We start from the raw sequence: 21,219 nt of genomic DNA on the forward strand, positions 1-21,219 counted from the left end.
CTCCTCGAAAGCACCTGTTTTTAATCTAGGACGGGTTGTGCTTTCCGGCAATTTGCTTGCCTGATGTCTACTTGCGAATAATTGCGCGGTTGAGCAATTTTCTTTCGCCTATCCCTCTTTGCCCTTTTTGCATGCCGAATCGCCGCTTCAGGCAGATGGAACCACAAACCGCCATGAGCCGTTTGGCCCTCACGTGAGACGATGGGGCTGGCCAATGATGTCTGCAATACGCACCGTCAGCGAATTCCGGGCCTTTCCGAAGACATGGGGCTGCGAGTTCGTCGCCGCGGGCGAAGCCGCCTTCCGGCTATGGGCGCCCGGTCAGGAAGCGCTCTATCTGCGCATCAACGACCGCGAAACGCCGATGACCCGCAGCGATGACGGCTGGTTCGAACTGCTCGCGGCCGGTATCGAGCCCGGAACGGAATATGCCTATGTGCTTCCCAGCGGAATGGCGCTTCCCGACCCCGCCTCGCGCGGCCAGAAGGAGAGCGTGACCGGCCCGTCCCTGGTTATCGACCCCACCTCCTATCAATGGCGGAACCTTGACTGGCAGGGTCGGCCCTGGGAAGAGGCGGTGATCTACGAACTGCATGTCGGCGCCTTTACGCAGGAGGGCACCTTCCGCGCGGCGATCGAGCGCCTGCCGCACTTGGCCGCGCTCGGCATCACCGCCATCGAAGTGATGCCGGTCGCCCATTTCGCCGGCGCGCGCGGTTGGGGTTACGATGGCGCGCTCATCTATGCCCCGCATGCTGCTTACGGCACACCGGAGGATTTCAAGGCTTTCGTCGATGCCGCCCACGGACATGGGCTGATGGTCCTGCTCGACGTCGTCCATAACCATTTCGGACCGGAAGGAAATTTCCTGCCGCTTCTGGCTCCCGATTTCTTCCATCCCGAAAAGCACACGCCCTGGGGCGCGGCTATCGCCTACGAGAACGATCCGGTGCGCCGCTTCTTCGTGGAGAATGCCCTCTATTGGCTGGAAGAATTCCACCTCGATGGGCTGCGCTTCGATGCGATCGACCAGATCGAGGACCCGTCCGAGGAGCATATATTGGTCGAGATCGCCGAACACGTCCGCGACGAGTTCGGCGAAGACCGCCACATCCATTTGGTCACTGAAGATTCGCGCAATCTCACCTTCCTCCATGAGCGGGATGAGCAAGGGCGCGTGAAGCTCTTCACGGGCGAGTGGAACGACGACTTCCACAACGCCATGCACGTGCTCGCGACCGACGAGACGGACGGCTATTACCGCGATTTCGCCGACAGCCCGGAAAAGCTCGCAGCACGCGCGCTCGCCGAGGGTTTCGCCTACCAGGGCGAAGTCACGATCCGGACCGGAAAACCCCGCGGCGTGCCGAGTGCGGCGCAGCCGGTGACCGCTTTCGTGGATTTCATCCAGAATCACGACCAGGTCGGCAATCGGGCGCATGGCGAGCGTCTTCTTTCCCTTGCCGGCAAGGACAAGGTGAAGGCGCTGACGGCCACCCTTCTCCTCTCGCCGCACATCCCGCTCATGTTCATGGGCGAGGAATACGGCGAAACGGCCCCTTTCCTCTTCTTCACCGATTTCCACGGCGATCTCGCCAAAGCCGTGCGCGAAGGAAGGCAGAAGGAATTCGAGGGCCAGAACGGCCATGGAGAAGAGACCGTTCCGGACCCGAATGCGAAGAAGACCTTTCTCAGTTCCAGGCTCGACTGGAGCAAGGCGGAAAGCGACGAGGGCCGCGAGTGGCTGAAATTCACCCGCGAACTCCTTTCCGCCCGCAGCAGGTTTATCCTGCCGCTCATCGGTTCGGCGTCAGGCAATAGCGGCCGCATTCTCGCCACCGCCAGCCGGTTCGTCGCCGTCTCATGGAGCTTCCCGACCGGCAGGCTGCACATGGCGCTCAATCTCGGTGAGGAGGCCCGCGCCGCACCCGGCCTCAAGGGTGAGCTCATATGGGGCGAACCGGCCGATGGCGGAGCGGTGCCGCCGAACGCGACGCTCGTCCGCCTCGAAGCGGACGGAGACAGATCGTGAAAATCCCGCTCGCCACCTACCGCATCCAGTTTCGCAACGGTATGACCTTCGACCGTGCGGCCGCCCTGGTGCCTTACCTGAAGCGCCTCGGCATCAGCCATCTCTACGCCTCGCCCATCTTCTCGGCCATCGGCGGCTCGACCCACGGCTATGACGTGACGGATGCGAACGAGATCGATCCCGCCATCGGCAGTCGCAATGGGTTCGATCGGCTTTCGGATGCGCTGAAGGCCGCCGGTCTCGGCCTCATCCTCGATATCGTGCCGAACCATATGGCCGCCTCGCTCGAAAACCCCTGGTGGCGCAGTGTCTTGGAATTCGGCGAGGCGAGCCCGTATGCCCGCCATTTCGATATCGACTGGAGCCGGCGGCTCACGCTGCCCTTCCTGGCCGAGACGTTCGAAACCGTGCTGGAAAAGGGCGATCTCTCGGTGAGGCCCGATCCGAGGACGGGCAAGCCGGCGCTTGCCTATCAAGGCACCTGCTATCCGCTGACGCCGTCGAGCTACGAAGGCAGGGAGGCGGAAGTGCTGGCGAGCACCGCGCCCGCCGCCATCGCCGCTTTGCACGATCTGCAGCCTTGGCGCCTCATTCCGTGGCGCGATGCGCCGCGCGAACTCAGCTATCGCCGTTTCTTCGAGATCACCGGCCTCGTGGGCATGCGGGTGGAGGATGGCCGCGTGTTCGACGACATGCACCACACCGTGCTGGAACTCGTCCGCACCGGCCGTGTCGATGGCCTGCGCATCGACCATGTGGACGGCCTTGCCGATCCCAAGGCCTATCTCGAACGGCTGCGGCACGAGGTGGGGCCGGATACCTATATCGCGGTCGAAAAAATCCTCGGCGAAGGCGAACATCTGCCCGACGACTGGCCGGTATCCGGCGCGACGGGATATGAATTCATTTCCGCCCTTGCCAATGTTTTCGTAGATACCCGCAAGGCCGGAAAGCTGACGGATGCCTATGCCCACACCGCAGGGCGGTCCATTGATGTGGCGGAGGAGCTTCRCCAAGCCAAACTGCTGATGGTGAACCACAATTTTGCCGGGGAATTTGCCTCTTTGCTGCGCATGGCCGTACAGATCCAGCGGGCAGAGGACTGGGAAGCGCCGCTTGCCGAGGATAGTTTGGAAACTGCATTGCGCGAGCTTCTGGTCGCCTTTCCCGTCTATCGCACCTATGGCACGAAGGCCGGCCTCTCGCCGGCCGATCGCAAGCTGCTTGCGAAGGTCCTGGATCGCGTCAGGACCCGCTCGATCACCACTTGCCGTAACGCGCTCGCCTTCCTGGAGCGCATTTTGATCGGCGACGTCGAGCCTCCGCTTGCCGGAAAGGCCGCTCTCTTCCGCACCCGGTTTCAGCAATTGACCGGCCCGCTGATGGCGAAATCGGTGGAAGACACGCTCTTCTTCCGCCACCATCGGCTGCTGGCGCTGAACGAGGTGGGAAGCGAGCCGCTTCCCAGATCCTCCGGCCTCGAACACTTCCACCGCCGCATGGAGACCACGCGGGAACGAGTGCCGTATGCATTTTCGGCAACCTCCACGCACGACACCAAGCGCGGAGAGGACGCCCGCGCGCGTCTCTATGCCATCAGCGAAGCACCGGAGGTCTGGGCCAAGGCCGTAGAGCGATGGCGCGGCATGAACCGGCATCTCGTGCGGGAGATGAAGGGCGGTCCCGCTCCCGAGCCGGAAACGGAATGGATGCTCTATCAGGCGCTTGCCGGCGTCTGGCCAGCGGACCTGCCGATGGATGAATCCGAGCAATTGCAAGCACTTGAGGAGCGCTTCCTCGCCTATGTCGAAAAGGCCCTGCGCGAGGGAAAGCTGCGTACGAGCTGGAACGATATCGATCCGGAATATGAGCAGGTGGTGACCGGCTACGCTCAGGGACTTTTCACCTCGAAGGTTTTTCTTGCGGATTTCGCCGGCACGCTGCAGCCCTTCATCCGTGCCGGCCTTGTGAATAGCCTCGGCCAGGCTATCATCAAGCTCACCGCACCCGGCGTACCGGATATCTATCAGGGAAGCGAAGGGCTGGACTTCAGCCTCGTCGATCCGGACAACCGTCGCGAACCGGATTTTCGGAGATTGGAAACCTGGTTGACGGCGAACGACGCACCAGGCTTCGCCGAGGAAGACGATTGGCGAAACGGCAGGCTCAAGCAGCATGTCATTGCGACGCTACTGCGGTTCCGACAGGAGAAATCGCGGCTCTTCCTGGAGGGAGCTTACCTGCCCCTGCGGCCATCCGGAGCGCGGGAGGCAAACATCGTCGCATTCGCGAGAGCGGACGAAACGGACGCGCTGATCGTGATCCTTCCCCATTTGATCTTTGCGGCCTTTCATGAGGGTTTGCCGCAACCCGGCTATTGGGCGGATACGCAGATTGYGCTTCCTCCGCAGCTTACGATCCGATCTTACCGGGAGATATTCACAGGCGAGGAATTTGCCGCCGCAGTGCCGATCACCATCGGTCTTGCCTTCAGCCAGCACCCATTCGCCATCCTCGCCGCCCAGTAAATTCAAAATGAAACGGGAATTCAGAATGAAAAAGGCGCCGATCGAGGAACCGGCGCCCCATCTTCCTCCTCTGGCAGCCAGCCTATCAGCCGAAGCCAAGCAACGACAGAACTGCGAGAACGATAACCACGGCTCCGACGAGCCAGATGATGCTGTTCATGGCTGCCTCCTTTCTATCCAAAAGGTTCGTGGGCGACGGACCTGGCACCTACGGGTTTCGGCCTCATGCGAAGCCGACCAGGTTCAGGATCGCAATGACGATGACGATCGCGCCAACCAACCAGACGATACTGTTCATCTCTCTCTCCTTGCCTGTTGTGGGAATGAACGGCGGGGCCAACGAAAGGTTCCGGGCTTGAGGTGAACGGAACTTTTAGCCAGAGTGGAATGTTGAAAGGGCATCACGGGCGATGCCGTGCTCGACGCGGGGACAGGATGACTGGCGAGATCGCGACCATCGAGACACTCGATAAACCGGACGAAAAGACCGGCGCCCCGCGGGTAGTGATCGTCGGGGCGGGCTTCGGCGGGCTCGCCGCAGCCCGAGAGCTCGGCAATACCAATATCGACGTCACGGTCATCGACCGCCGCAACCACAATCTCTTTCAGCCGCTGCTCTATCAGGTCGCGACCGCCGCCCTTTCACCGGCCGATATTTCCGAGCCTATCCGGCGCACCCTCGGCCGCTTCCGCAACATCAAGGTCATGCTGGCCGAGGTGACGGGCATAGATACCGCCGCCAAGACGGTTCATCTCGATTACGGCGCCGACGTGCCCTACGACTGGCTCATCATCGCCACCGGCTCGGAATACAACTATTTCGGCCACGAGGACTGGCGCGCCGCCGCACCCGGGCTGAAGACCATCCACGAGGCGCGGCTGATCCGGCAACGCTTGCTTCTCGCCTTCGAAAAGGCCGAACTCAGCCAGGATCCGGAGGAGAAGAAGGCGCTTCTGACCAGCGTCATTATCGGCGGCGGCCCGACCGGTGTCGAAATGGCCGGTGCCATTGCCGAGCTGGGCCGCTTCATGATCACGCGCGATTTCCGCAAGCTGGAGCCGGACCATCTGCGGGTTCTGCTGATCGAAGCCGGGCCGCGTATTCTCTCTGCCTTTCCGGAAGGGCTTATGAATTATGCGCAGCGTTCCCTTGAAGGAATGGGCGTGGAGATAATGACCAACACGCCCGTCGAATCCATCGCGAAGGATGAGGTGCTCGCCGGTCCACACCGCATCCGCACAGGCTGCGTCATATGGGGCGCCGGCGTGAAGGCCTCACCTGCGGCGAGCTGGCTCGGCATAGAGGGGAAGGCTGGCGGGCGCATTCCCGTCGAGCCCGACCTATCCATTGCCGGTCACCCGGAAATCTATGCGATCGGCGATACCGCCCTCGGCCTGAGCGACGACGGCAAGCCCCTGCCGGCGCTCGCCCAGGTCGCCAAGCAGCAGGGAGGCTATATAGGCAAGGCTTTGCGGCGCAAGCTCCTCGAGCGGAAGGACAGTCCACCCTTCCGCTTCAACAACCGCGGCAATACTGCCGTCGTCGGCCACAAGGCGGCGATCTTCGACTTCGGAACCTGGCGGCTCAAGGGAAGGATCGCCTGGTATCTGTGGGCGCTCGTCCACGTCTATCTGCTGGTCAATTTCGAAAAACGCCTGCTCGTCAGCACTCAATGGGCCTGGCGCTATGTCAGCCGCCAGCGCGGCGCCCGTCTGATCGATGAAAACGCCGCATCCTTCGTGCCGTCTTCCACGCAAAGGACCGAGACATGAACACAGCAAACCCGCAGCTCGAAGGCCTTTATCTCGCGGTCGCCGCCATCAACCGCCTGCTGGTGGCAAAGGGGCTCGCCACCCATCAGGATATTCACCATGCGCTGCAGGGCGCGGAGCAGACCGTCCTTTCCGATGCCGGACAACTGACCATCTCCGCCTCGCACCAGAAGGCAGTCGCCTTCCCGATACGCTTCCTGATGCTCGCCAACGAAATGGCGGAAAAGGGCGGCGACTGTCAGTTCGAACCTCTGGCGAGGGAAATCGGCCGGCGGACGTAACGGCGGCGCAAGGTTTTTTCACGCCGGCGAACCCATTTCGTCTCAGAGGATCGGCTTCCCGCCAGTGACCGCGATGGTCGCTCCGGACACGTAGCTCGACAGCGGATCAGCCAGCATCACATAGGCGGTTGCGAGTTCCGCCGGCTGGCCCGGCCTCTTCATCGGCACCTGCTTGCCGAAATTGGTAACCGTGTCTTCCGGCATTGTGGAAGGGATGAGCGGCGTCCAGATCGGTCCGGGAGCGACCGCATTGGCGCGGATGCCCTTCTCCGCCAGGAGCTGCGCAAGCCCCGCCGTGAAGTTCTGGATGGCGCCTTTGGTGGTCGCATAGGCAAGCAGCGTCGGGTTCGGAGTGTCGGAATTGATCGACGCCGTATTGATGATCGCGGCTCCGGGCTTCATGTGCGGCACGGCGGCCTTGGTGAGATAGAACATCGCATGGATGTTCACCTTGAAGGTCAGCTCCCACTCCTCGTCGCTGATATCCCCGATCGACTTGAATGTCGCCTGATGGGCCGCGTTGTTGACGAGGACATCGATGCCGCCGAGTTCCTTCACGGCCTTGTCAACGATCGCGCGGCAATGGGCCGGGTCTTGGATGTCACCCCGTACGAGCACCGCCTTGCGGCCCGCCTCCTCGACCACACGCTTGGTATCCTCGGCGTCCTCATCCTCATCAAGATAGGAGATCAGCAGATCCGCGCCCTCGCGCGCATAGGCGATCGCGACCGCCCGACCGATGCCGCTGTCGCCGCCGGTGATTACCGCCTTCTTGCCGGCAAGCCTGCCCGATCCGCGATAGGAAAGCTCGCCGTGGTCCGGCACCGGGTCCATCCGACCGGTAAAGCCCGGCATCGGCTGCTGCTGTTCGGGAAAGGGCGGGCTGGGATAGTTCGCCATGGCGGCATCCTCCTGTGTTGACGGATGGCTTACCAACCCTCTCGCACCGGGGAATGTTCCAGCCGGGTCGCTGCTCCCGTCAGCTACGGTTTGCCGGAGGACGCGTCTCGTCGCCGGCGGCCTTCGGGCCGAGATCGAGCTTGCCCTGCTCGGCCTTGTAGAAATACTGGCTCGCCACCAGCCATCCTTTCAAGGGTCTCAAGGGCAGGATGCAGGTCGCCAGCATGAACGGCACCGAGATCAGCAGATGAACCCAGAAAGGCGGCTGAAACGCCAGCTCCAGCCATACCGCGAGCGCCATACTCGGCACGCAGGCGAAGCACAGCACGAAGAAGGCCGGCCCATCGGCGGGATCGGCGAAGGAATAGTCGAGCCCGCAGGCTTCGCACCGGGGGCGCAGCTTTAGGAAGCCGTCGAAAAGATGTCCCTGGCCACAGCGCGGGCAGCGTCCTCGCATGCCGGTGCTGTAGGGCGAGAGCGGCGCCCATTTCGCTTCATCTGCCATGACGTCCGCCTTTCGTGCCCGACGTTATAAATTCATGCCCGCGATATCGCTCAATCCTCCTCGGCGGCAAGCGGTTCCATGGCCATGCTTCACTCTGCCGCGCCCGCGGCGCGCCGGTTCCCCACTGGAACTACTTCCTGGAACCATTTTAACCGCCCTCCGTTCAAACCCTGTACATCGTTTGAGAAATCCCGACGAAGGGAGATCGATACGGAGCGCCGACCCGGCACGGGGAGGACTGAAATGAACACAATCCGCGAACTCGCTGTGGTGACAGGCGCCTCCTCGGGCATAGGCTTCGAACTGGCGAAGCTTTGCGTCATCGAAGGCTATGACATTATCACGGTGGCAAACGAGCCGGAAATCCACACCGCGGCCGAAAAGCTCGCAGCCGAGGGCACGCGCATCACCGCAGTCGAAGCCGATCTCGCGGAAAAATCCGGTGTCGACAAGTTGATGGCCGCGATCGATGCCGATAGTCGACCGGTCGAACTTCTGTTTGCCAATGCCGGCAGCGGTCTCGGCGAGGGATTTCTCGACCGGGACTTCAAGGAGATCGAGCACGTCCTCCATACAAACATCACCGGCACGCTCGACGTGCTTCACAGGATCGGCATGCAGATGCGTGCCCGAGGCCGCGGCCGCATCCTCATCACCGGCTCGATCGCCGGCTTCGTTCCCGGCAGCTTCCAGGCGGTCTACAACGCATCGAAGGCCTTCCTGAACAACTTCTCCTTCGCGCTTCGCAACGAGCTGAAGGACAGCGGAGTGACGGTCACCTGTCTGATGCCCGGTCCGACCGATACCGAATTCTTCGAGCGCGCCGACATCGCCGACACTCCGCTCGGTGAGATGAAGAAGGACGACCCGGCATTCGTAGCCCGCATCGGCTTCGACGCCATGATGGAAGGGGAAGGTGACGTCGTGAGCGGCTGGAAAAACAAGCTTCAATCGGTGATCGCCAACGTCACGCCCTCCGAGATGCTGGCCGAGCAGCACCGCAAGATGGCCGAACCGGATCAGCACAAACCGGCGTGAGCCCGCGACCGGCCTCAGTCGTCGTCCCATAACGGCCCGCGATAGACCCGGCGGCTGACGAGCCTGAGGCTGCGATCCGGCTGAAGGATATATCTCTCCTCGACCCGCTGGCCGAACTCGTTGCGGAATTCGTGGTTGACGACGCTGCCGATCGGCGACCGGATAAGGCGCGAGCGCGGCTGCCCGCCATAGGTGATGCTGCCGGGGATCGGCTCCAAGTCCGGCCCTGCTCCGTAGGTAACCGCACCGGCCGTACAGCCGGAAAGCGCAATTGCAAGGCCTGCTATGATGATGGCGTTCTTCAAGTCGTAATCCTCCGCCGGCAGATGGTATCGATATAGGCCGGAGTGTGACTTTTGGAACAGCGCTTCGATGAAATAGGCTACTGCCGGCATCCTTGGAGATTGATGTTCGCAATCCGGCCCCTAGTTTGGAGCCATGGAGGAGACATGCGCGGCATTTTCGTGAGTATATCCCTCATCCTCGTTCTCGCCGGCTGCGCCGCGAGTGAGGCGGAGCTGGAGCCGATTCCCGGCAGCATCACCTATAGCGGGCAGCCGCGGACGAAACTCACGAAGGCTCCGGTCGGCAGCACCGTGACCAACCGGCTGAACGACGAGCTCGGCCGGCCGGCGGAGGAGACCTACATCATTCAGCCGGACCGATCGCTGAAACTCGTCAGCCGTCACATCATCGAATTCCGTGACGATTGAAGCCACCTCAATCCTTTGGGTGAATTGAATGGAATGAATTAGCAGTATCTAATTAGAAAACCAAAACACAGAGCGGGAACATGACAGTCGAGGAGAAATTGGAGGCGATCTGCCGAAAGGAGTGGAGTCGGGTCCTTGGACTTCCGGCGCGCGGGGCTTCACGGCCTGCCTCGGCTGAGAAAAGGGCAGCCCCCTCGCCCTCCGATCGCTTGGACGGGAACGGTCCATCCCCTCGCCGTCCGCCACGCCCGAAGGGATAGCACCGCCCGCACGCGAAAAAGGCGCCCCGGATCGGAGCGGCCTCCGGCAGCTCCGGGCTTTCTCACGCGCAGATCAGAACGCGTAGCGCAGGCCCGACAGGTCATTGCTGAACCGCTCTCCGTTGACATGCACCACATTGTCCTTGGCGAACTCGTGCGCCACCAGCTTCAGATAGGGCTGGAACACGCCGCCGTCGGCCAGTTCATGGTTGAGGCCGATGTTCACCCCGAGACGTCCGACGAAGGACTTCATCGCGTCGGCATCGCCATACATGCCGTTGCTCAGCCAGTAGTCCTTGGAACCGGCCCTGACGGCGGCGATCTGCGCGAAGGGTTCGAAGAACCAATTGTCCGGTCCGGCGATATGGCGGCCGACCTCGATCTGCCCGCCGATGCCGATATTGTGGTAGTCGCCGGAAGCGCGCGCCTTCGCCCCCCAACCGCAACCATTGGCCGTACCACCGCAATATTCAATTTATTGTTGCAATCCGATCTGAATGCAACTAACCTTCCCTTGTCGACCAGGCCCGCGAGGGAGGAATGTCCATGGCGGCGGGCGCGGCAAGCCAAGAATGCGTAGCCGGGAGCCCAGCCGATTGCTCGCGCCGCCTGGTCGGCACCGTGAACGACATATCCCGACCCTGTCGAAGAGGAGGATCGGTCCATGGACCGGATACGTGCTTTCTATGCCGCCGATGCCAAATTGCGCGGCCTTGCGGAGATCGCCTGGGAAATGTGGAGAAGGCGGTTTTCGCGCGCGCCGCGCCCGGAAGCCGCCGCCGCCGTTGGAGCGAGACAGTTCGACAGAGGGCTCTCGACCGATCTTTCCAGGGTATTGCAGGAAGCCCAGTTCCCGGCCAGAAACACCAGCGGCTGGCTGCGCTACCATGGAGCCAAGGATGGGGTGCGCATCGTCGTTCCGCCCTATGAGACGATGCGCCCCGGCGACGTCGTGACGCTTCTCTGGGTCGCCCATGACGATCTTTGGCTCGGCGGCAGGAATATTCCGGGAACCGAATTTGCGGACGAGAAACGCGTGACCCGGCAGGATATCGCCAACGGCGTCGAATTTCTCGTCGGGCCCTATCATTCCAAGGTCCGCCCGATTCTCAAATCCCAGAAGCTCTGGGGTGCCGCCCGCGTGTTCTACATGGTGACCCGCAACCGCGGAATCTTCTGCGGACCGGAAAGCACGGTGCGGATCAATCTCTTCGAGGATCCGGACCTCGGGTGAGGCCTTGCGGGATGGATTTTCTGGGAAATGTCGCAGAGGAAGAAAACTGGTCAACGCCCGCCCAAATCGGGGGGATGGATGGTAGCGGGAGAGGGACTTGAACCCCCGACACGCGGATTATGATTCCGCTGCTCTAACCACCTGAGCTACCCCGCCACAGGGTCAACGGAGTCGTCCGCAAAGCGTCGATCCCGTGGGATGGGGGGCTTATAAGGTCGCTCCCCGCTTTGTGTCAAGCACATGATGGGAGAAAAACCGCCCCTATCTGAAACCTGCCGGAACGGCTGGTTTCAGGCCGCTACCGGCGCCGAAAGAAGCGCCTTCAGCGAGGCTTCCGCCTCCGCCGCGCGTTCCGAGCGCTCGATGAAGCCGCCGCCATAGACGCGCGCATCCGCACCCTCCGCCGAATAGAGAACACAGGCCTGGCCGGGAGCGACGCCCGCCTCGCCGACCAGCAGGTCGACATAGACGCCGCGGTCATCGCAATGGAGGGTGGCGGGCGTCGGCGGCCGGGTCGAGCGCACCTTGGCGAAGCAGGCAAAACCGTCTTTCGCGTCGTTTTCCAGTGAGCTGTCGCCGATCCAGTTCATGTCGCGCAGATAGACGCGGTGCGTATCGAGAGCTTCCTTCGGCCCGACGATCACCCGGCGTGAGCGGGCGTCGAGAAAGACGACGTAGAGCGGCTCGCCGGTCGCGACCCCCAGCCCCTTGCGCTGGCCGATCGTGTAATTGACGATGCCTTCGTGCCGGCCGAGCACGCGCCCGTCGAGATGCACGATCTGGCCGGAAAGCGCCGCATTCGGCTTCAGCTTGTTGATGATGTCCGTATATTTGCCCTGCGGTACGAAACAGATGTCCTGGCTGTCGGCCTTCTTGGCGACGACGAGGCCCATTTCCTCCGCAAGCGCCCTCACCTCCGCCTTGGACATGCCGCCGAGCGGAAAGCGCAGGTAATCGATCTGCTCCTGCGTGGTCGCGAAGAGGAACCAGCTCTGGTCGCGGTCGGCATCGACGGGACGGAACAGCGCGCGGCGGTTCGGATTGTCGGCCGTCGGATTGGAAGTCGAGCGGATGTAGTGGCCGGTCGCCAGCGCGTCCGCCCCGAGTTCCCTGGCCGTCGCCAGGAGATCTGCGAACTTGACGGTCTGGTTGCAGGCCACGCAAGGGATCGGCGTTTCGCCCATCGCATAGGCTTCCGCAAACGGATTGATCACCGTTTCGCGGAACCGCTTCTCGTAATCGAGCACGTAATGCGGAATGCCGAGCGTTTCGGAAACGCGGCGCGCATCCTCGATGTCCTGGCCCGCGCAGCAGGAACCGGCGCGATGCACGGCCGCGCCATGGTCGTAAAGCTGCAGCGTGATGCCGAGCACATCATAGCCCTGGCGTTTGAGCAGGCCGGCCACCACGGAGGAATCCACTCCCCCCGACATGGCGACGACAACGCGCGTGTCTTCCGGCCTCTTGTCAAAATCCAGCGTGTTCACGGAACTCTCTCGATATCTCTGCCGCCGATGCAGCGCATTCAGGCGGAACCTCGAGCCTGCGACGGTATCGGCCGCCCGTCAGGCAATTGGCTCCGGATATAGAAAGGATTGGGCTTCGGTGCAAGGAGGAGCCGATCACGACTGCAGCGACTGGTGCCGCGCCGCCTCGCCGGCGACAGCCGCATTGCCATTGGCTGCCCCTTCCGCCCGTACACGCGGCAGGGCGGACGGATATTCCCGCTGGATGAAATCGATGATCTTTTCGCGCATCTCGCAGCGCAGATCGAAGGTCTTCGGCGCATTGTTGGCCGAAACCAGAATGCGGATTTCCATGACGTTTTCCCGGAAATCCGTGACCTGCACCGCGACCACCCTGCGATCCCACAGCTTCGAGGCGGCAGCGATCTCCTCCACCTTGCGGCGGACGGCGGCCACCGGCACGCTGTAATCGAGATAGATCATCACCGTGCCGATCAAGGCGGAACCTTCGCGCGTCCAGTTCTGGAAGGGCTTTTCGATGAAATAGCTGAGCGGCAGGACCAACCGGCGCCAGTCCCAGAGTTTCACCACGACATAGGTGGAGGTGATCTCCTCGACATTCCCCCATTCGCCCTCGACGATCAGCGCATCGTCGATGCGGATCGGCTGCGTGATTGCGAGCTGAATGCCGGCGAACAGGTTCTTCAGCACCGGCTGCAGCGCAAGGCCGAGCACGATGCCGGCGACACCGGCCGAGGCAAGCAGGCTCACCCCATATTGCTGCACGGCCGGAAAGGTCATGAGGATGGCCGCAAGCGTAATCGCGATGATGGCGATGCTGGCGATCCGCTCCATGATGCGGGACTGCGTGACATGCTTGCGGGCAAGCAGGTTGTCTTCCGCGTCGAGCTTGAAGCGGCGCAGATAGACCGTCATCCAGATGTGCAGCGCGATCTTCGCCATCCAGCCGACGACGATGATGAAGCCGATGAGGAGAATGTGGCGCAATGCCGAAGCCTGGTAATCCGTAAGCGGCGCTATGGCCGCTCCGAAGGAAAGCGCCCAGGTCAGGATCGCAAGCCGCATCGGCCGGCGCGTGCGGGCGACGAGCGAGCGCCAGAAGAGATCCTTGTTCTCCACCAGCCGGGTCAGGATGCGAAAGCCGAGGCGCTGGATGAAGAGTCCGAGTCCGAAGGCTGCGGCAAGCATCGCAATAGAAACCGCCCAGTCGGGCAGCCAGGCGAAGTCGCTGCGGAATTCCTCGATGAAGCGTTCCATGCGGCCTGACCTAGGGTGCATCGCAGCAGCGTAAAGATCAAAAGGGGAAATTCGCCCGCCTATGCTCCCCAAAACCGGTCCCTGCCCTACCCTTGAGAGGGATGGAGTGGAGGAGCCAGACTATGGCGAGCGGGAACGAACTCGATCTCGAACGCTTCGTGGAGGCGCAAGGTCCGATATACGAACAGGCGCTGCGGGAGCTTCGCGGCGGCCGCAAGCGCTCGCACTGGATGTGGTTCGTCTTTCCTCAGCTGGAGGGCCTCGGCTTTTCGGCGATGTCGCAGAAATACGCGATCGGATCGAAAACGGAGGCGCGCGCCTATCTTTCGCATCCGGTTCTCGGCCCACGGCTGAACGAATGCGTGGAGGCGATGCTGGCCCACAAGGACCGCTCGGCCCACGAAATCCTCGGCTCGCCGGACGACATGAAATTCAGAAGTTCGATGACGCTGTTTGCGGCCGTCAGCGAAAAGGGCTCGCCTTTCGAGCGAGCCCTTGAGCAGTTTTACGCAGGCGAACGCGATGAAAGAACGATCGCGCTCCTGGAAAATCAGGCGGCCGACTGAATGGCCGAAAGCTTCCAGTCATTGGCGGGCTTGCGCACGAAGGTCCAGACTTCGACCGTTTCCGAGGCATGGTCGGGGTCACCCTCGGCCACAGCGCCGGTATTGCGGTCGCGCATGTAGTCGATGCTGGAATAGCGCATCGCCACCGTCGCATAATCCTGACCGTTCTCGCGCCAGGCTTCCGCCAGGTCACCCTGCAGCAGCTGGACGTCCTTCACCTCGTTCTTGAGCCCGTTGGTGGCGTTTTCGCCAAGTTCTTCAGCGAGGTAGGACATCGCCTCCGGCGTGGTGAGATTGCGCAGCTTGCCGTAGTCCTCCTCGGCATAGGCCGCCTGGACGTCCTTCAGCAGCTTCTCGAAATGGTCGAGGTCGCGATTGGTGATGCCGATCTCGTCCGTTTCAGGACCCGCCTGGCGCGGTGCAGCGGCATATCCGCCTGCCCCGCCCGCAGCGGCACCGCCGAGCGAGCCGATCTTCGGGATCTGGAAGCCGGAATTGCCCTGCTGCGGCGCTTCATAGGCGTTGCGCTGCTGGCCGTAATTGCCGGAAGGACCAGCCGGCTGCTGCTGCCGACGACCAAAGAAGCGGAAGGCGAGCATGGCGAGACCGGCGATGACCGCAATCTGCAGAAGCATGCCAAGGAAGCCGGCCATGCCGCCGAAACCGCCGCCGAACATCATGCCGAGCAGGCCGCCCATCAGGAGACCGCCCATCAGGCCGCCTGCGAGACCGCCGAAAAGGCCGCCGGGACGCTGCTGCTGGGTTGCGTTGGGACGCGCAGCGTTCTGCGTCGTGCCCTGCGGGCGCGGCGTCATGGAACGCTCGATGCCGGTTGCGGGACCGGGTGCGGTGTTCGTAGCCGGAGGCGCTGAATACGTGCGGGTGCCGCGGCTGCCGAAGCCACCGCCGCCGCGACGGGCTTCCGCGAAATCCACAGCTGTCAGCGAGACCGCGAGCCCGAGCGCGGCAACCGCGAACAGGTGCTTGAAACGCCGAAGGGATGAAAACATCAACTTTCTCCTCTTGAGCCGCAGAATGCGGCCGTTCCCGGTTCATATAGCGACGGGGTGCTCATGATTTGAGTCCCGCCATCGCATTTTTCACGTTGTGGTAGATATCGAAGTTTGAAACGGGAGCCAAGCGCCAAAAATACAACCTATAAGGAAAGATGATGGTGCGAATGGTCGCAGGCGACTGAAAAAGCCCGGCGCGAGATGCACCGGGCTTTGTTCGGAAACTTGAAAACCTGGAGTTTGCCCCTCATCCCGCTGCCGCGACCTTCTCCCCGCTCGCGGGGAGAAGGGGTATGCTGTGCCGTCGAGACAATCTTCAGCCTCCAGCGAGGCAAGTCTCCTCTCCCCGCGCGCGGGGAGAGGGTTAGGGTGAGGGGCAGTATTTGAAGCCGCGGATTCTCAATCCACGTTGAAGACGAGCGGCTTGGCCTGCCGGATCGCCGGGTTGGCGCGAAGCTGGTCCAGCACCTCTTCGGAAACCGGACCGTCCACATAGAGCAGCGCGATCGCGTCCCCGCCTTCCTTCTCGCGGCCGAGCTGGAAGTTGGCAATGTTGACGCCGGCATTACCGAGCGTGGTGCCCATGAAGCCGATCATGCCCGGCACGTCGGTATTGGTGATGTAGATCATGTGGGCGCCGACATCCGCATCCATGTTGATGCCCTTGATCTGGATGAAGCGCGGCTTGCCGTCGGAGAACACCGTGCCGGCCACCGACCGAACCTGGTTCTCGGTCTTGACTGTCAGCTTGATGTAGCCGTCATAGACGCCCGACTTGTCTCGCTTGACCTCGGAAAGAATGATGCCCTTTTCCTTCACCATGATCGGCGCCGAGACCATGTTGACATCGGCAACCTGGCTGCGGATCAACCCGGCCAGAAGCGCGCTCGTCAGGGCCTTGGTGTTCATGTTGGCGGTGGCGCCATCATAAAGGATCTCGATTTCCTTGGTCGGGCTTTCCTGCACCTGACCCACGAAGGAGCCGAGAACGTCGGCAAGGCGGATGAAGGGCTTCAGCCGCGGCGCTTCCTCGGCGGTGATCGAGGGCATGTTGATCGCGTTGGAGACGGCGCCCTTGATGAGATAGTCAGACATCTGCTCGGCAACCTGCAGAGCCACGTTCTCCTGGGCTTCCGTCGTGGAAGCGCCGAGATGTGGCGTGCAGACCACGTTTTCCAGGCCGAACAGCGGGCTTTCGGTGGCGGGCTCCACCTCGAAGACGTCGAAGCCAGCTCCGGCGACGTGGCCGGACTTGATGGCCTCGGCAAGGGCTGCTTCATCGACCAGACCGCCGCGGGCGCAGTTGATGATGCGAACGCCTTTCTTGGTCTTGGCCAGCGCTTCCTTGCTGATGATGTTGCGGGTCTTATCGGTCAGCGGTACGTGCAGGGTGATGAAGTCGGCACGCTCAAGCAGCTCATCGAGTTCGACCTTGACCACGCCCATCTCCTCGGCGCGCTCCTTGGAAAGGAAGGGGTCATAGGCAAGCACATGCATGCCCAGCCCGATCGCCTTCTTGCAAACGATGCCGCCGATATTGCCGGCGCCGATGACGCCGAGCGTCTTGCCGGTGATCTCGACGCCCATGAAGCGCGACTTCTCCCACTTGCCCGACTGGGTGGAAACGTCAGCGGCCGGAAGCTGGCGGGCGACCGCGAACATCAGCGCGATCGCATGCTCGGCGGTGGTGATCGAGTTGCCGAAGGGCGTATTCATGACGATGATGCCGCGGCGTGATGCGGCCGGGATATCGACATTGTCGACGCCGATGCCGGCGCGGCCGATGACCTTGAGATTGGTCGCGGCCGCGATCAGCTTTTCCGTTGCCTTCGTGGCCGAGCGGATGGCAAGGCCATCATAATTGCCGATGATCTCGGCGAGCTTTTCCTTGTCCTTGCCGAGTTTCGGCTGGAAATCGACTTCAACGCCGCGGTCGCGAAAGATCTGGACGGCGGTTTCGGAAAGTTCGTCGGATACGAGAACGCGAGGTGCCATTGGTCACGGGCTCCTTGAAAGGGTGTAATCACTGAAAGCGGGTGAAACGGTGCCGCCATCGCGGCACCGGCAATCAAATCAGGCGGCCGCCTTGGCGAGCGCAGCCTTCTGCGTCTCGAAGGCATAGGAGAGCCACGGCATCAGAGCCTTCATGTCGGCTTCCTCGATGGTCGCGCCGGCCCAGATGCGCAGGCCCGAAGGGGCATCGCGATAGGCACCGATATCGAGCGCAACGCCTTCCTTCTCCAGGATCGACACGATGCCCTTGGCGAATGCGGCCTGCGCATCGGCATCGAGCGCGGTGACGGCCGGATCGACGATCTTGAGGCAGACGGAGGTGTTCGAACGCGTGGCCGGATCGACCGCGAGGTTCTCGATCCAGTCGTTAGCGGCAACGAAATCGAAGATCACCTTGGCGTTCGCATCAGCACGGGCGATCAGAGCCTTGAGGCCGCCGGCCGACTTCGCCCAGTTGAGTGCATCGATATAGTCCTCGACGCAGAGCATGGAGGGCGTATTGATGGTCTCGCCGGTGAAGATGCCTTCGATCAGCTTGCCGCCCTTGGTCATGCGGAAGATCTTCGGCAGCGGCCAGGCCGGGACATAGCTTTCCAGGCGCTCGACGGCGCGAGGCGAAAGGATCAGCATGCCGTGGCCGCCCTCGCCGCCCAGCACCTTCTGCCAGGAGAAGGTGACGACGTCGAGCTTGGAGAAATCCATGTCCTGGGCGAAGGCCGCGGAGGTCGCATCGCAGATGGTCAGGCCCTTGCGGTCAGCCGGAATGAAATCGGCATTCGGCACGCGCACGCCGGACGTCGTGCCGTTCCAGGTAAAGACGACGTCGCGGTCGAAATCGACTTCGGCAAGGTTCGGCAGAAGGCCGTAATCGGCCTCGAACTTGCGGACGTCCTTGAGCTTCAGCTGCTTGACGACGTCGGTGACCCAGCCTGCGCCGAAGCTTTCCCAGGCGAGCATATCGACGCCACGCTCGCCGAGCAGCGACCAGAGCGCCATTTCGACGGCGCCGGTATCGGAAGCCGGCACGATGCCGATGCGGTAATCCGCCGGCACGTTCAGAATTTCACGGGTAAGATCGATGGCTTGCTTGAGCTTCGCCTTGCCGATCTTGGCACGGTGCGAACGACCGAGCGGGGCATCGGAAAGCGCTTCGAGCGACCAACCGGGGCGCTTCGAGCAAGGGCCAGAAGAGAAATGGGTATTGTTCGGACGCACGTCCGGCGGGGTGACGGTCTTCGTCATGATAAGCTATCCTCTCAGATAGAAAGCCTCTCGTTGGGGAGAGGTGTCCCGCCGCCGTGAGTATTCCTGTCCGGCTTCATAGTCAAGCGGGTTATGTCGCTCTGAGATAATTCTTTGCCGCAGCCGCTAACCGGCGCCTTACCGCACGCCCCGAAGGATTTTCCACTTGAGCGGGCGCAGCGCCTGCCACAACGCCGTCGCCCGCAGAGCCGCGATCAACCGCGTTCTTGCGTCGAAGAGACGGCCCCTTGCCGTAATGGCGGATTGCCTGGCCGTGAGCGGAAACGTCGTCTCGCAACTTTCGAGCTTCCACGGCTCATCGCCGATCCCGAGGTCCAGCCACTCGAAACCATGCTCGTGCAGCCATTGCAAAGTTCGGTAGTAAAGCACGCTGCCGGGAGAGAATTTCGCCCAATCGCCCGCCTCGAAGGAAAGCATGACGGCGTAATACCGCCTGCCGGCGGTAAGCCCCCATATCGTGGCGATGATCGTTTCGCCCGATTTAAGATAGAAAAGCTTCAGCATTCCCTCGCGGGCGAAGACCTCGGTGCCCTTGTCGAAGAAATCGCGCTTGTCCAGGTCGACATCGAAGCCCGGAACCAGCGTCTGCTCGAAGCGCCACTGCTTCTGGCGGATGAAGGCCGCCGTCGCCTCCCGGCGCTCGGGCTCGTCTTCCGCAAGCCCGAAGACGAGCGGCGCCAGCTTTTCGAGATTCCTTATCTTGCGCATGAGCGTCTTGCGCTGCGGCACCCCGGCCTCCACCTCGACCCAAGGCCGCCGCAGATCGTTTCCGTGACAGGAGATCTCGTTCGGCCGGTCACCGAGAAGCGATAGCGGATTGGAAATGCCATCGATATCGCGCGGCATCTTGCTGAGCGACAGGAAGTCGAAGGGCGGCAATGCGCTGACGATCTGCCGCCAAAGAGCGTCCACGATCTCGCGGTCCCAGGTGATCTCCGTCGGAAACAGCACCGGCGCATTGTAATCCGCGGCCTCGGCGTCAATGAATTCCAAAATGCGCGCGCCCTTGCGGCGCGCAATACAGAGCGGCAGGAAGAGGATGGGCACGCCCTCCCCGTTCCGCACTTCAATGAAATGCAGGCTGCACTTCCCCGAACGGCCGAAACTGTCGAGCCACACGCGAAGAAACGTGACCGTCTGAAACGGATGATAGCGGGCGCCATGGGAATCCGTCGCGCCGCTCGGCCAGTCGGCGGAGACGTCGTCCAGGCCATGGAAAACGGAAATCCTGAATTGCGGCTTCATCGAATGCCCTGTCGCGATGTGCGGCGTTCCGATACCAACTGAGGGGTCAGGCTTGAAGCGCAAACCTGTTCCATCGTTAACGGCAAACAGGCCCTTAGAAAGAAGCCGCCCGATGGGCGGCCTCCGGCGGTCCGTGAATTATTTGTAGACGATCGGCTCGGGGGGCGGCTCGTAGGCGACCGGCGTGTCGCAACCGTTGAAGACATAGCGGGCGCCGATCCGGGCCTCATGCATGTCGAAGCCCTTGTCGCGGCCCGGCCCGCCATTGTCGACATAACCGAACATGTCGCCGCCAGAGATATGGCGGAAGCGGTAACCGACATCGGCCTTGAGGTTGCAGGTAAGGTCGATCGTGGCACCCGCCATGAGAGCGTAGCTGAAGCGCCAGCTTCCCTTGCCTTCGTGATCGCTGCCGTAGCAGCCCGGCATGGAAGGATCGTCGCAGATCCTGTTGCGCAGCTTGCCCCATTTCACGTAGCTGCCGCCGATGCCGGCGCCGACATAAGGCGTGACGCGGCCATAGGTGCCGAGATCGACATAGACGTTCGCCATCAGCGAATAGGCGCGCATCTCCGCCTCGTCGCGGGAGGAGCACATCACCGAGCCGCACCAGCCGGTCGTGCTGCCGCGGAAATCCGACTTGCCCAGGTAGTCGAAGGTGAGGTCGGTGCGAAGATAGTTGTTGACCTGGTAACCGACACCGGCGCCGACCACGAAGCTGTCCTTCAAGGTCGTGCGATCGAAATCGGCCAGGAAGGCGTTGGAGCCCTGGAAATATTCGGCCCCGCGCATGTGGTTGAAGGAATAGCCCACATCACCGCGCAGATACCAGCCGCTGGCTTCCTGAATTTCCACTTCCGGCGCGTCGATGATCGGCTCGGGCTGAGGCTCGTATAAATCGGCGGAATAGGCTGCACTTCCTGCCAGCGCCAGCAAGGCCGCGCCGATCAGACTCTTCTTCATGGTTCCATCTCCAAGATCCATCTCATTGAACGGCGACGCGCCTATCAACGGGTTTATCCGGCATGGATAATGAAGGAGAAAGGTTAAGCCCCGCTTAACCATGTCCGTTTACCAGTAAAAATGCAGGATAGACAGGAAAGCCGGCCGC

Annotated in this window: 19 protein-coding genes and 1 tRNA gene; 8 read left to right on the forward strand and 12 right to left on the reverse strand. The window is 62.1% G+C overall.

Annotated features, from left to right (window positions below; translation table 11 throughout):
- Nucleotides 1–214 precede the first annotated feature (214 nt).
- The 4 genes from treZ (at nt 215) to LCM4573_RS02515 (ending at nt 6,614) form a co-directional block, all read left to right on the forward strand.
- On the forward strand, nt 215–2,032 hold the full coding sequence (gene treZ, locus LCM4573_RS02495; RefSeq protein ID WP_244505209.1) for a malto-oligosyltrehalose trehalohydrolase: 1,818 nt from the start codon (nt 215–217) through the stop codon (nt 2,030–2,032).
- Nucleotides 2,029–4,560, forward strand: a complete 2,532-nt coding sequence (gene treY / locus LCM4573_RS02500; RefSeq protein ID WP_071004242.1) for a malto-oligosyltrehalose synthase — start codon at nt 2,029–2,031, stop codon at nt 4,558–4,560. The genes treZ and treY overlap by 4 nt, the downstream gene beginning before the upstream one ends.
- 435 nt (nt 4,561–4,995) lie before the next feature.
- The gene (locus LCM4573_RS02510) at nt 4,996–6,333 is read left to right on the forward strand and encodes an NAD(P)/FAD-dependent oxidoreductase (protein WP_071004244.1); all 1,338 of its coding nucleotides are present in this window, start codon (nt 4,996–4,998) and stop codon (nt 6,331–6,333) included.
- Nucleotides 6,330–6,614, forward strand: coding sequence for a hypothetical protein (locus tag LCM4573_RS02515; protein WP_071004245.1), 285 nt, complete (start codon nt 6,330–6,332; stop codon nt 6,612–6,614). Before LCM4573_RS02510 ends, LCM4573_RS02515 begins: the two co-directional genes overlap by 4 nt.
- A gap of 42 nt (nt 6,615–6,656) precedes the next feature.
- Here the strand turns inward: LCM4573_RS02515 and LCM4573_RS02520 are convergent, their stop codons facing one another.
- Nucleotides 6,657–7,514: an SDR family oxidoreductase gene (locus LCM4573_RS02520; RefSeq protein WP_071004246.1), complete on the reverse strand. Its 858-nt coding sequence runs from the start codon at nt 7,512–7,514 to the stop codon at nt 6,657–6,659.
- A 79-nt stretch (nt 7,515–7,593) separates the two neighbouring features.
- On the reverse strand, nt 7,594–8,019 hold the full coding sequence (locus LCM4573_RS02525) for a DUF983 domain-containing protein (RefSeq protein WP_071004247.1): 426 nt from the start codon (nt 8,017–8,019) through the stop codon (nt 7,594–7,596).
- A gap of 243 nt (nt 8,020–8,262) precedes the next feature.
- Here LCM4573_RS02525 and LCM4573_RS02530 point away from each other — a divergent pair, with 243 nt between their 5' ends.
- Complete coding sequence (locus LCM4573_RS02530) at nt 8,263–9,057, forward strand: SDR family oxidoreductase (protein WP_071004248.1); 795 nt, start codon at nt 8,263–8,265, stop codon at nt 9,055–9,057.
- A gap of 14 nt (nt 9,058–9,071) precedes the next feature.
- Here LCM4573_RS02530 and LCM4573_RS02535 read toward each other — a convergent pair whose 3' ends face one another.
- Complete coding sequence (locus LCM4573_RS02535) at nt 9,072–9,362, reverse strand: hypothetical protein (protein ID WP_071005143.1); 291 nt, start codon at nt 9,360–9,362, stop codon at nt 9,072–9,074.
- Nucleotides 9,363–9,506: 144 nt separating this feature from the next.
- On the opposite strand from LCM4573_RS02535, the gene LCM4573_RS02540 reads away from it, so the two are divergent.
- Nucleotides 9,507–9,770, forward strand: a complete 264-nt coding sequence (locus tag LCM4573_RS02540; RefSeq protein ID WP_071004249.1) for a hypothetical protein — start codon at nt 9,507–9,509, stop codon at nt 9,768–9,770.
- Nucleotides 9,771–10,103: 333 nt separating this feature from the next.
- Here LCM4573_RS02540 and LCM4573_RS27085 read toward each other — a convergent pair whose 3' ends face one another.
- Nucleotides 10,104–10,505, reverse strand: coding sequence for an autotransporter outer membrane beta-barrel domain-containing protein (locus tag LCM4573_RS27085; RefSeq protein WP_083347280.1), 402 nt, complete (start codon nt 10,503–10,505; stop codon nt 10,104–10,106).
- Between the two features lie 189 nt (nt 10,506–10,694).
- Between LCM4573_RS27085 and LCM4573_RS02550 the strand changes: the two genes are divergently transcribed.
- The gene (locus LCM4573_RS02550) at nt 10,695–11,264 is read left to right on the forward strand and encodes a hypothetical protein (protein WP_071004251.1); all 570 of its coding nucleotides are present in this window, start codon (nt 10,695–10,697) and stop codon (nt 11,262–11,264) included.
- Between the two features lie 79 nt (nt 11,265–11,343).
- Here LCM4573_RS02550 and LCM4573_RS02555 read toward each other — a convergent pair.
- From LCM4573_RS02555 to LCM4573_RS02565, 3 genes are all read right to left on the reverse strand, one after another.
- Nucleotides 11,344–11,420, reverse strand: a tRNA-Met gene (locus LCM4573_RS02555).
- A gap of 134 nt (nt 11,421–11,554) precedes the next feature.
- Nucleotides 11,555–12,751, reverse strand: coding sequence for a tRNA 2-thiouridine(34) synthase MnmA (mnmA, locus tag LCM4573_RS02560; protein ID WP_071004252.1), 1,197 nt, complete (start codon nt 12,749–12,751; stop codon nt 11,555–11,557).
- A 135-nt stretch (nt 12,752–12,886) separates the two neighbouring features.
- Nucleotides 12,887–14,008: a mechanosensitive ion channel family protein gene (locus tag LCM4573_RS02565; protein ID WP_071004253.1), complete on the reverse strand. Its 1,122-nt coding sequence runs from the start codon at nt 14,006–14,008 to the stop codon at nt 12,887–12,889.
- A 122-nt stretch (nt 14,009–14,130) separates the two neighbouring features.
- Here LCM4573_RS02565 and LCM4573_RS02570 point away from each other — a divergent pair, with 122 nt between their 5' ends.
- Nucleotides 14,131–14,574, forward strand: coding sequence for a DUF1810 domain-containing protein (locus LCM4573_RS02570; RefSeq protein WP_071004254.1), 444 nt, complete (start codon nt 14,131–14,133; stop codon nt 14,572–14,574).
- On the opposite strand, the gene LCM4573_RS02575 is transcribed toward LCM4573_RS02570, so the two are convergent.
- From LCM4573_RS02575 to LCM4573_RS02595, 5 genes are all read right to left on the reverse strand, one after another.
- On the reverse strand, nt 14,559–15,584 hold the full coding sequence (locus LCM4573_RS02575) for a Tim44 domain-containing protein (protein WP_071004255.1): 1,026 nt from the start codon (nt 15,582–15,584) through the stop codon (nt 14,559–14,561). The genes LCM4573_RS02570 and LCM4573_RS02575 overlap by 16 nt on opposite strands.
- A gap of 402 nt (nt 15,585–15,986) precedes the next feature.
- The gene (gene serA, locus LCM4573_RS02580; protein WP_071004256.1) at nt 15,987–17,582 is read right to left on the reverse strand and encodes a phosphoglycerate dehydrogenase; all 1,596 of its coding nucleotides are present in this window, start codon (nt 17,580–17,582) and stop codon (nt 15,987–15,989) included.
- Between the two features lie 78 nt (nt 17,583–17,660).
- Nucleotides 17,661–18,842 (reverse strand): phosphoserine transaminase, encoded by a 1,182-nt coding sequence (locus LCM4573_RS02585; RefSeq protein WP_071004257.1) that lies wholly within the window; start codon nt 18,840–18,842, stop codon nt 17,661–17,663.
- A gap of 138 nt (nt 18,843–18,980) precedes the next feature.
- Nucleotides 18,981–20,108: a GNAT family N-acetyltransferase gene (locus LCM4573_RS02590; RefSeq protein WP_071004258.1), complete on the reverse strand. Its 1,128-nt coding sequence runs from the start codon at nt 20,106–20,108 to the stop codon at nt 18,981–18,983.
- A 138-nt stretch (nt 20,109–20,246) separates the two neighbouring features.
- Entirely contained in the window at nt 20,247–21,071 is an 825-nt protein-coding gene (locus LCM4573_RS02595) for an outer membrane protein (RefSeq protein WP_071004259.1), read from the reverse strand.
- Nucleotides 21,072–21,219 lie beyond the last annotated feature (148 nt).

Origin of the sequence: Rhizobium sp. LCM 4573 (assembly GCF_001854865.1) — a bacterium.
GTDB lineage: Bacteria > Pseudomonadota > Alphaproteobacteria > Rhizobiales > Rhizobiaceae > Neorhizobium.

Coding starts and splice junctions, on each gene's coding strand:
- treZ (WP_244505209.1), top strand. CDS start 215: ATGATGTCTGCAATACGCACCGTCAGCGAATTCCGGGCCTTTCCGAAG.
- LCM4573_RS02510 (WP_071004244.1), top strand. CDS start 4,996: ATGACTGGCGAGATCGCGACCATCGAGACACTCGATAAACCGGACGAA.
- LCM4573_RS02515 (WP_071004245.1), top strand. CDS start 6,330: ATGAACACAGCAAACCCGCAGCTCGAAGGCCTTTATCTCGCGGTCGCC.
- LCM4573_RS02520 (WP_071004246.1), bottom strand. CDS start 7,514: ATGGCGAACTATCCCAGCCCGCCCTTTCCCGAACAGCAGCAGCCGATG.
- LCM4573_RS02525 (WP_071004247.1), bottom strand. CDS start 8,019: ATGGCAGATGAAGCGAAATGGGCGCCGCTCTCGCCCTACAGCACCGGC.
- LCM4573_RS02530 (WP_071004248.1), top strand. CDS start 8,263: ATGAACACAATCCGCGAACTCGCTGTGGTGACAGGCGCCTCCTCGGGC.
- LCM4573_RS02540 (WP_071004249.1), top strand. CDS start 9,507: ATGCGCGGCATTTTCGTGAGTATATCCCTCATCCTCGTTCTCGCCGGC.
- LCM4573_RS02550 (WP_071004251.1), top strand. CDS start 10,695: ATGGACCGGATACGTGCTTTCTATGCCGCCGATGCCAAATTGCGCGGC.
- LCM4573_RS02565 (WP_071004253.1), bottom strand. CDS start 14,008: ATGGAACGCTTCATCGAGGAATTCCGCAGCGACTTCGCCTGGCTGCCC.
- LCM4573_RS02570 (WP_071004254.1), top strand. CDS start 14,131: ATGGCGAGCGGGAACGAACTCGATCTCGAACGCTTCGTGGAGGCGCAA.
- LCM4573_RS02575 (WP_071004255.1), bottom strand. CDS start 15,584: ATGTTTTCATCCCTTCGGCGTTTCAAGCACCTGTTCGCGGTTGCCGCG.
- serA (WP_071004256.1), bottom strand. CDS start 17,582: ATGGCACCTCGCGTTCTCGTATCCGACGAACTTTCCGAAACCGCCGTC.
- LCM4573_RS02585 (WP_071004257.1), bottom strand. CDS start 18,842: ATGACGAAGACCGTCACCCCGCCGGACGTGCGTCCGAACAATACCCAT.
- LCM4573_RS02590 (WP_071004258.1), bottom strand. CDS start 20,108: ATGAAGCCGCAATTCAGGATTTCCGTTTTCCATGGCCTGGACGACGTC.
- LCM4573_RS02595 (WP_071004259.1), bottom strand. CDS start 21,071: ATGAAGAAGAGTCTGATCGGCGCGGCCTTGCTGGCGCTGGCAGGAAGT.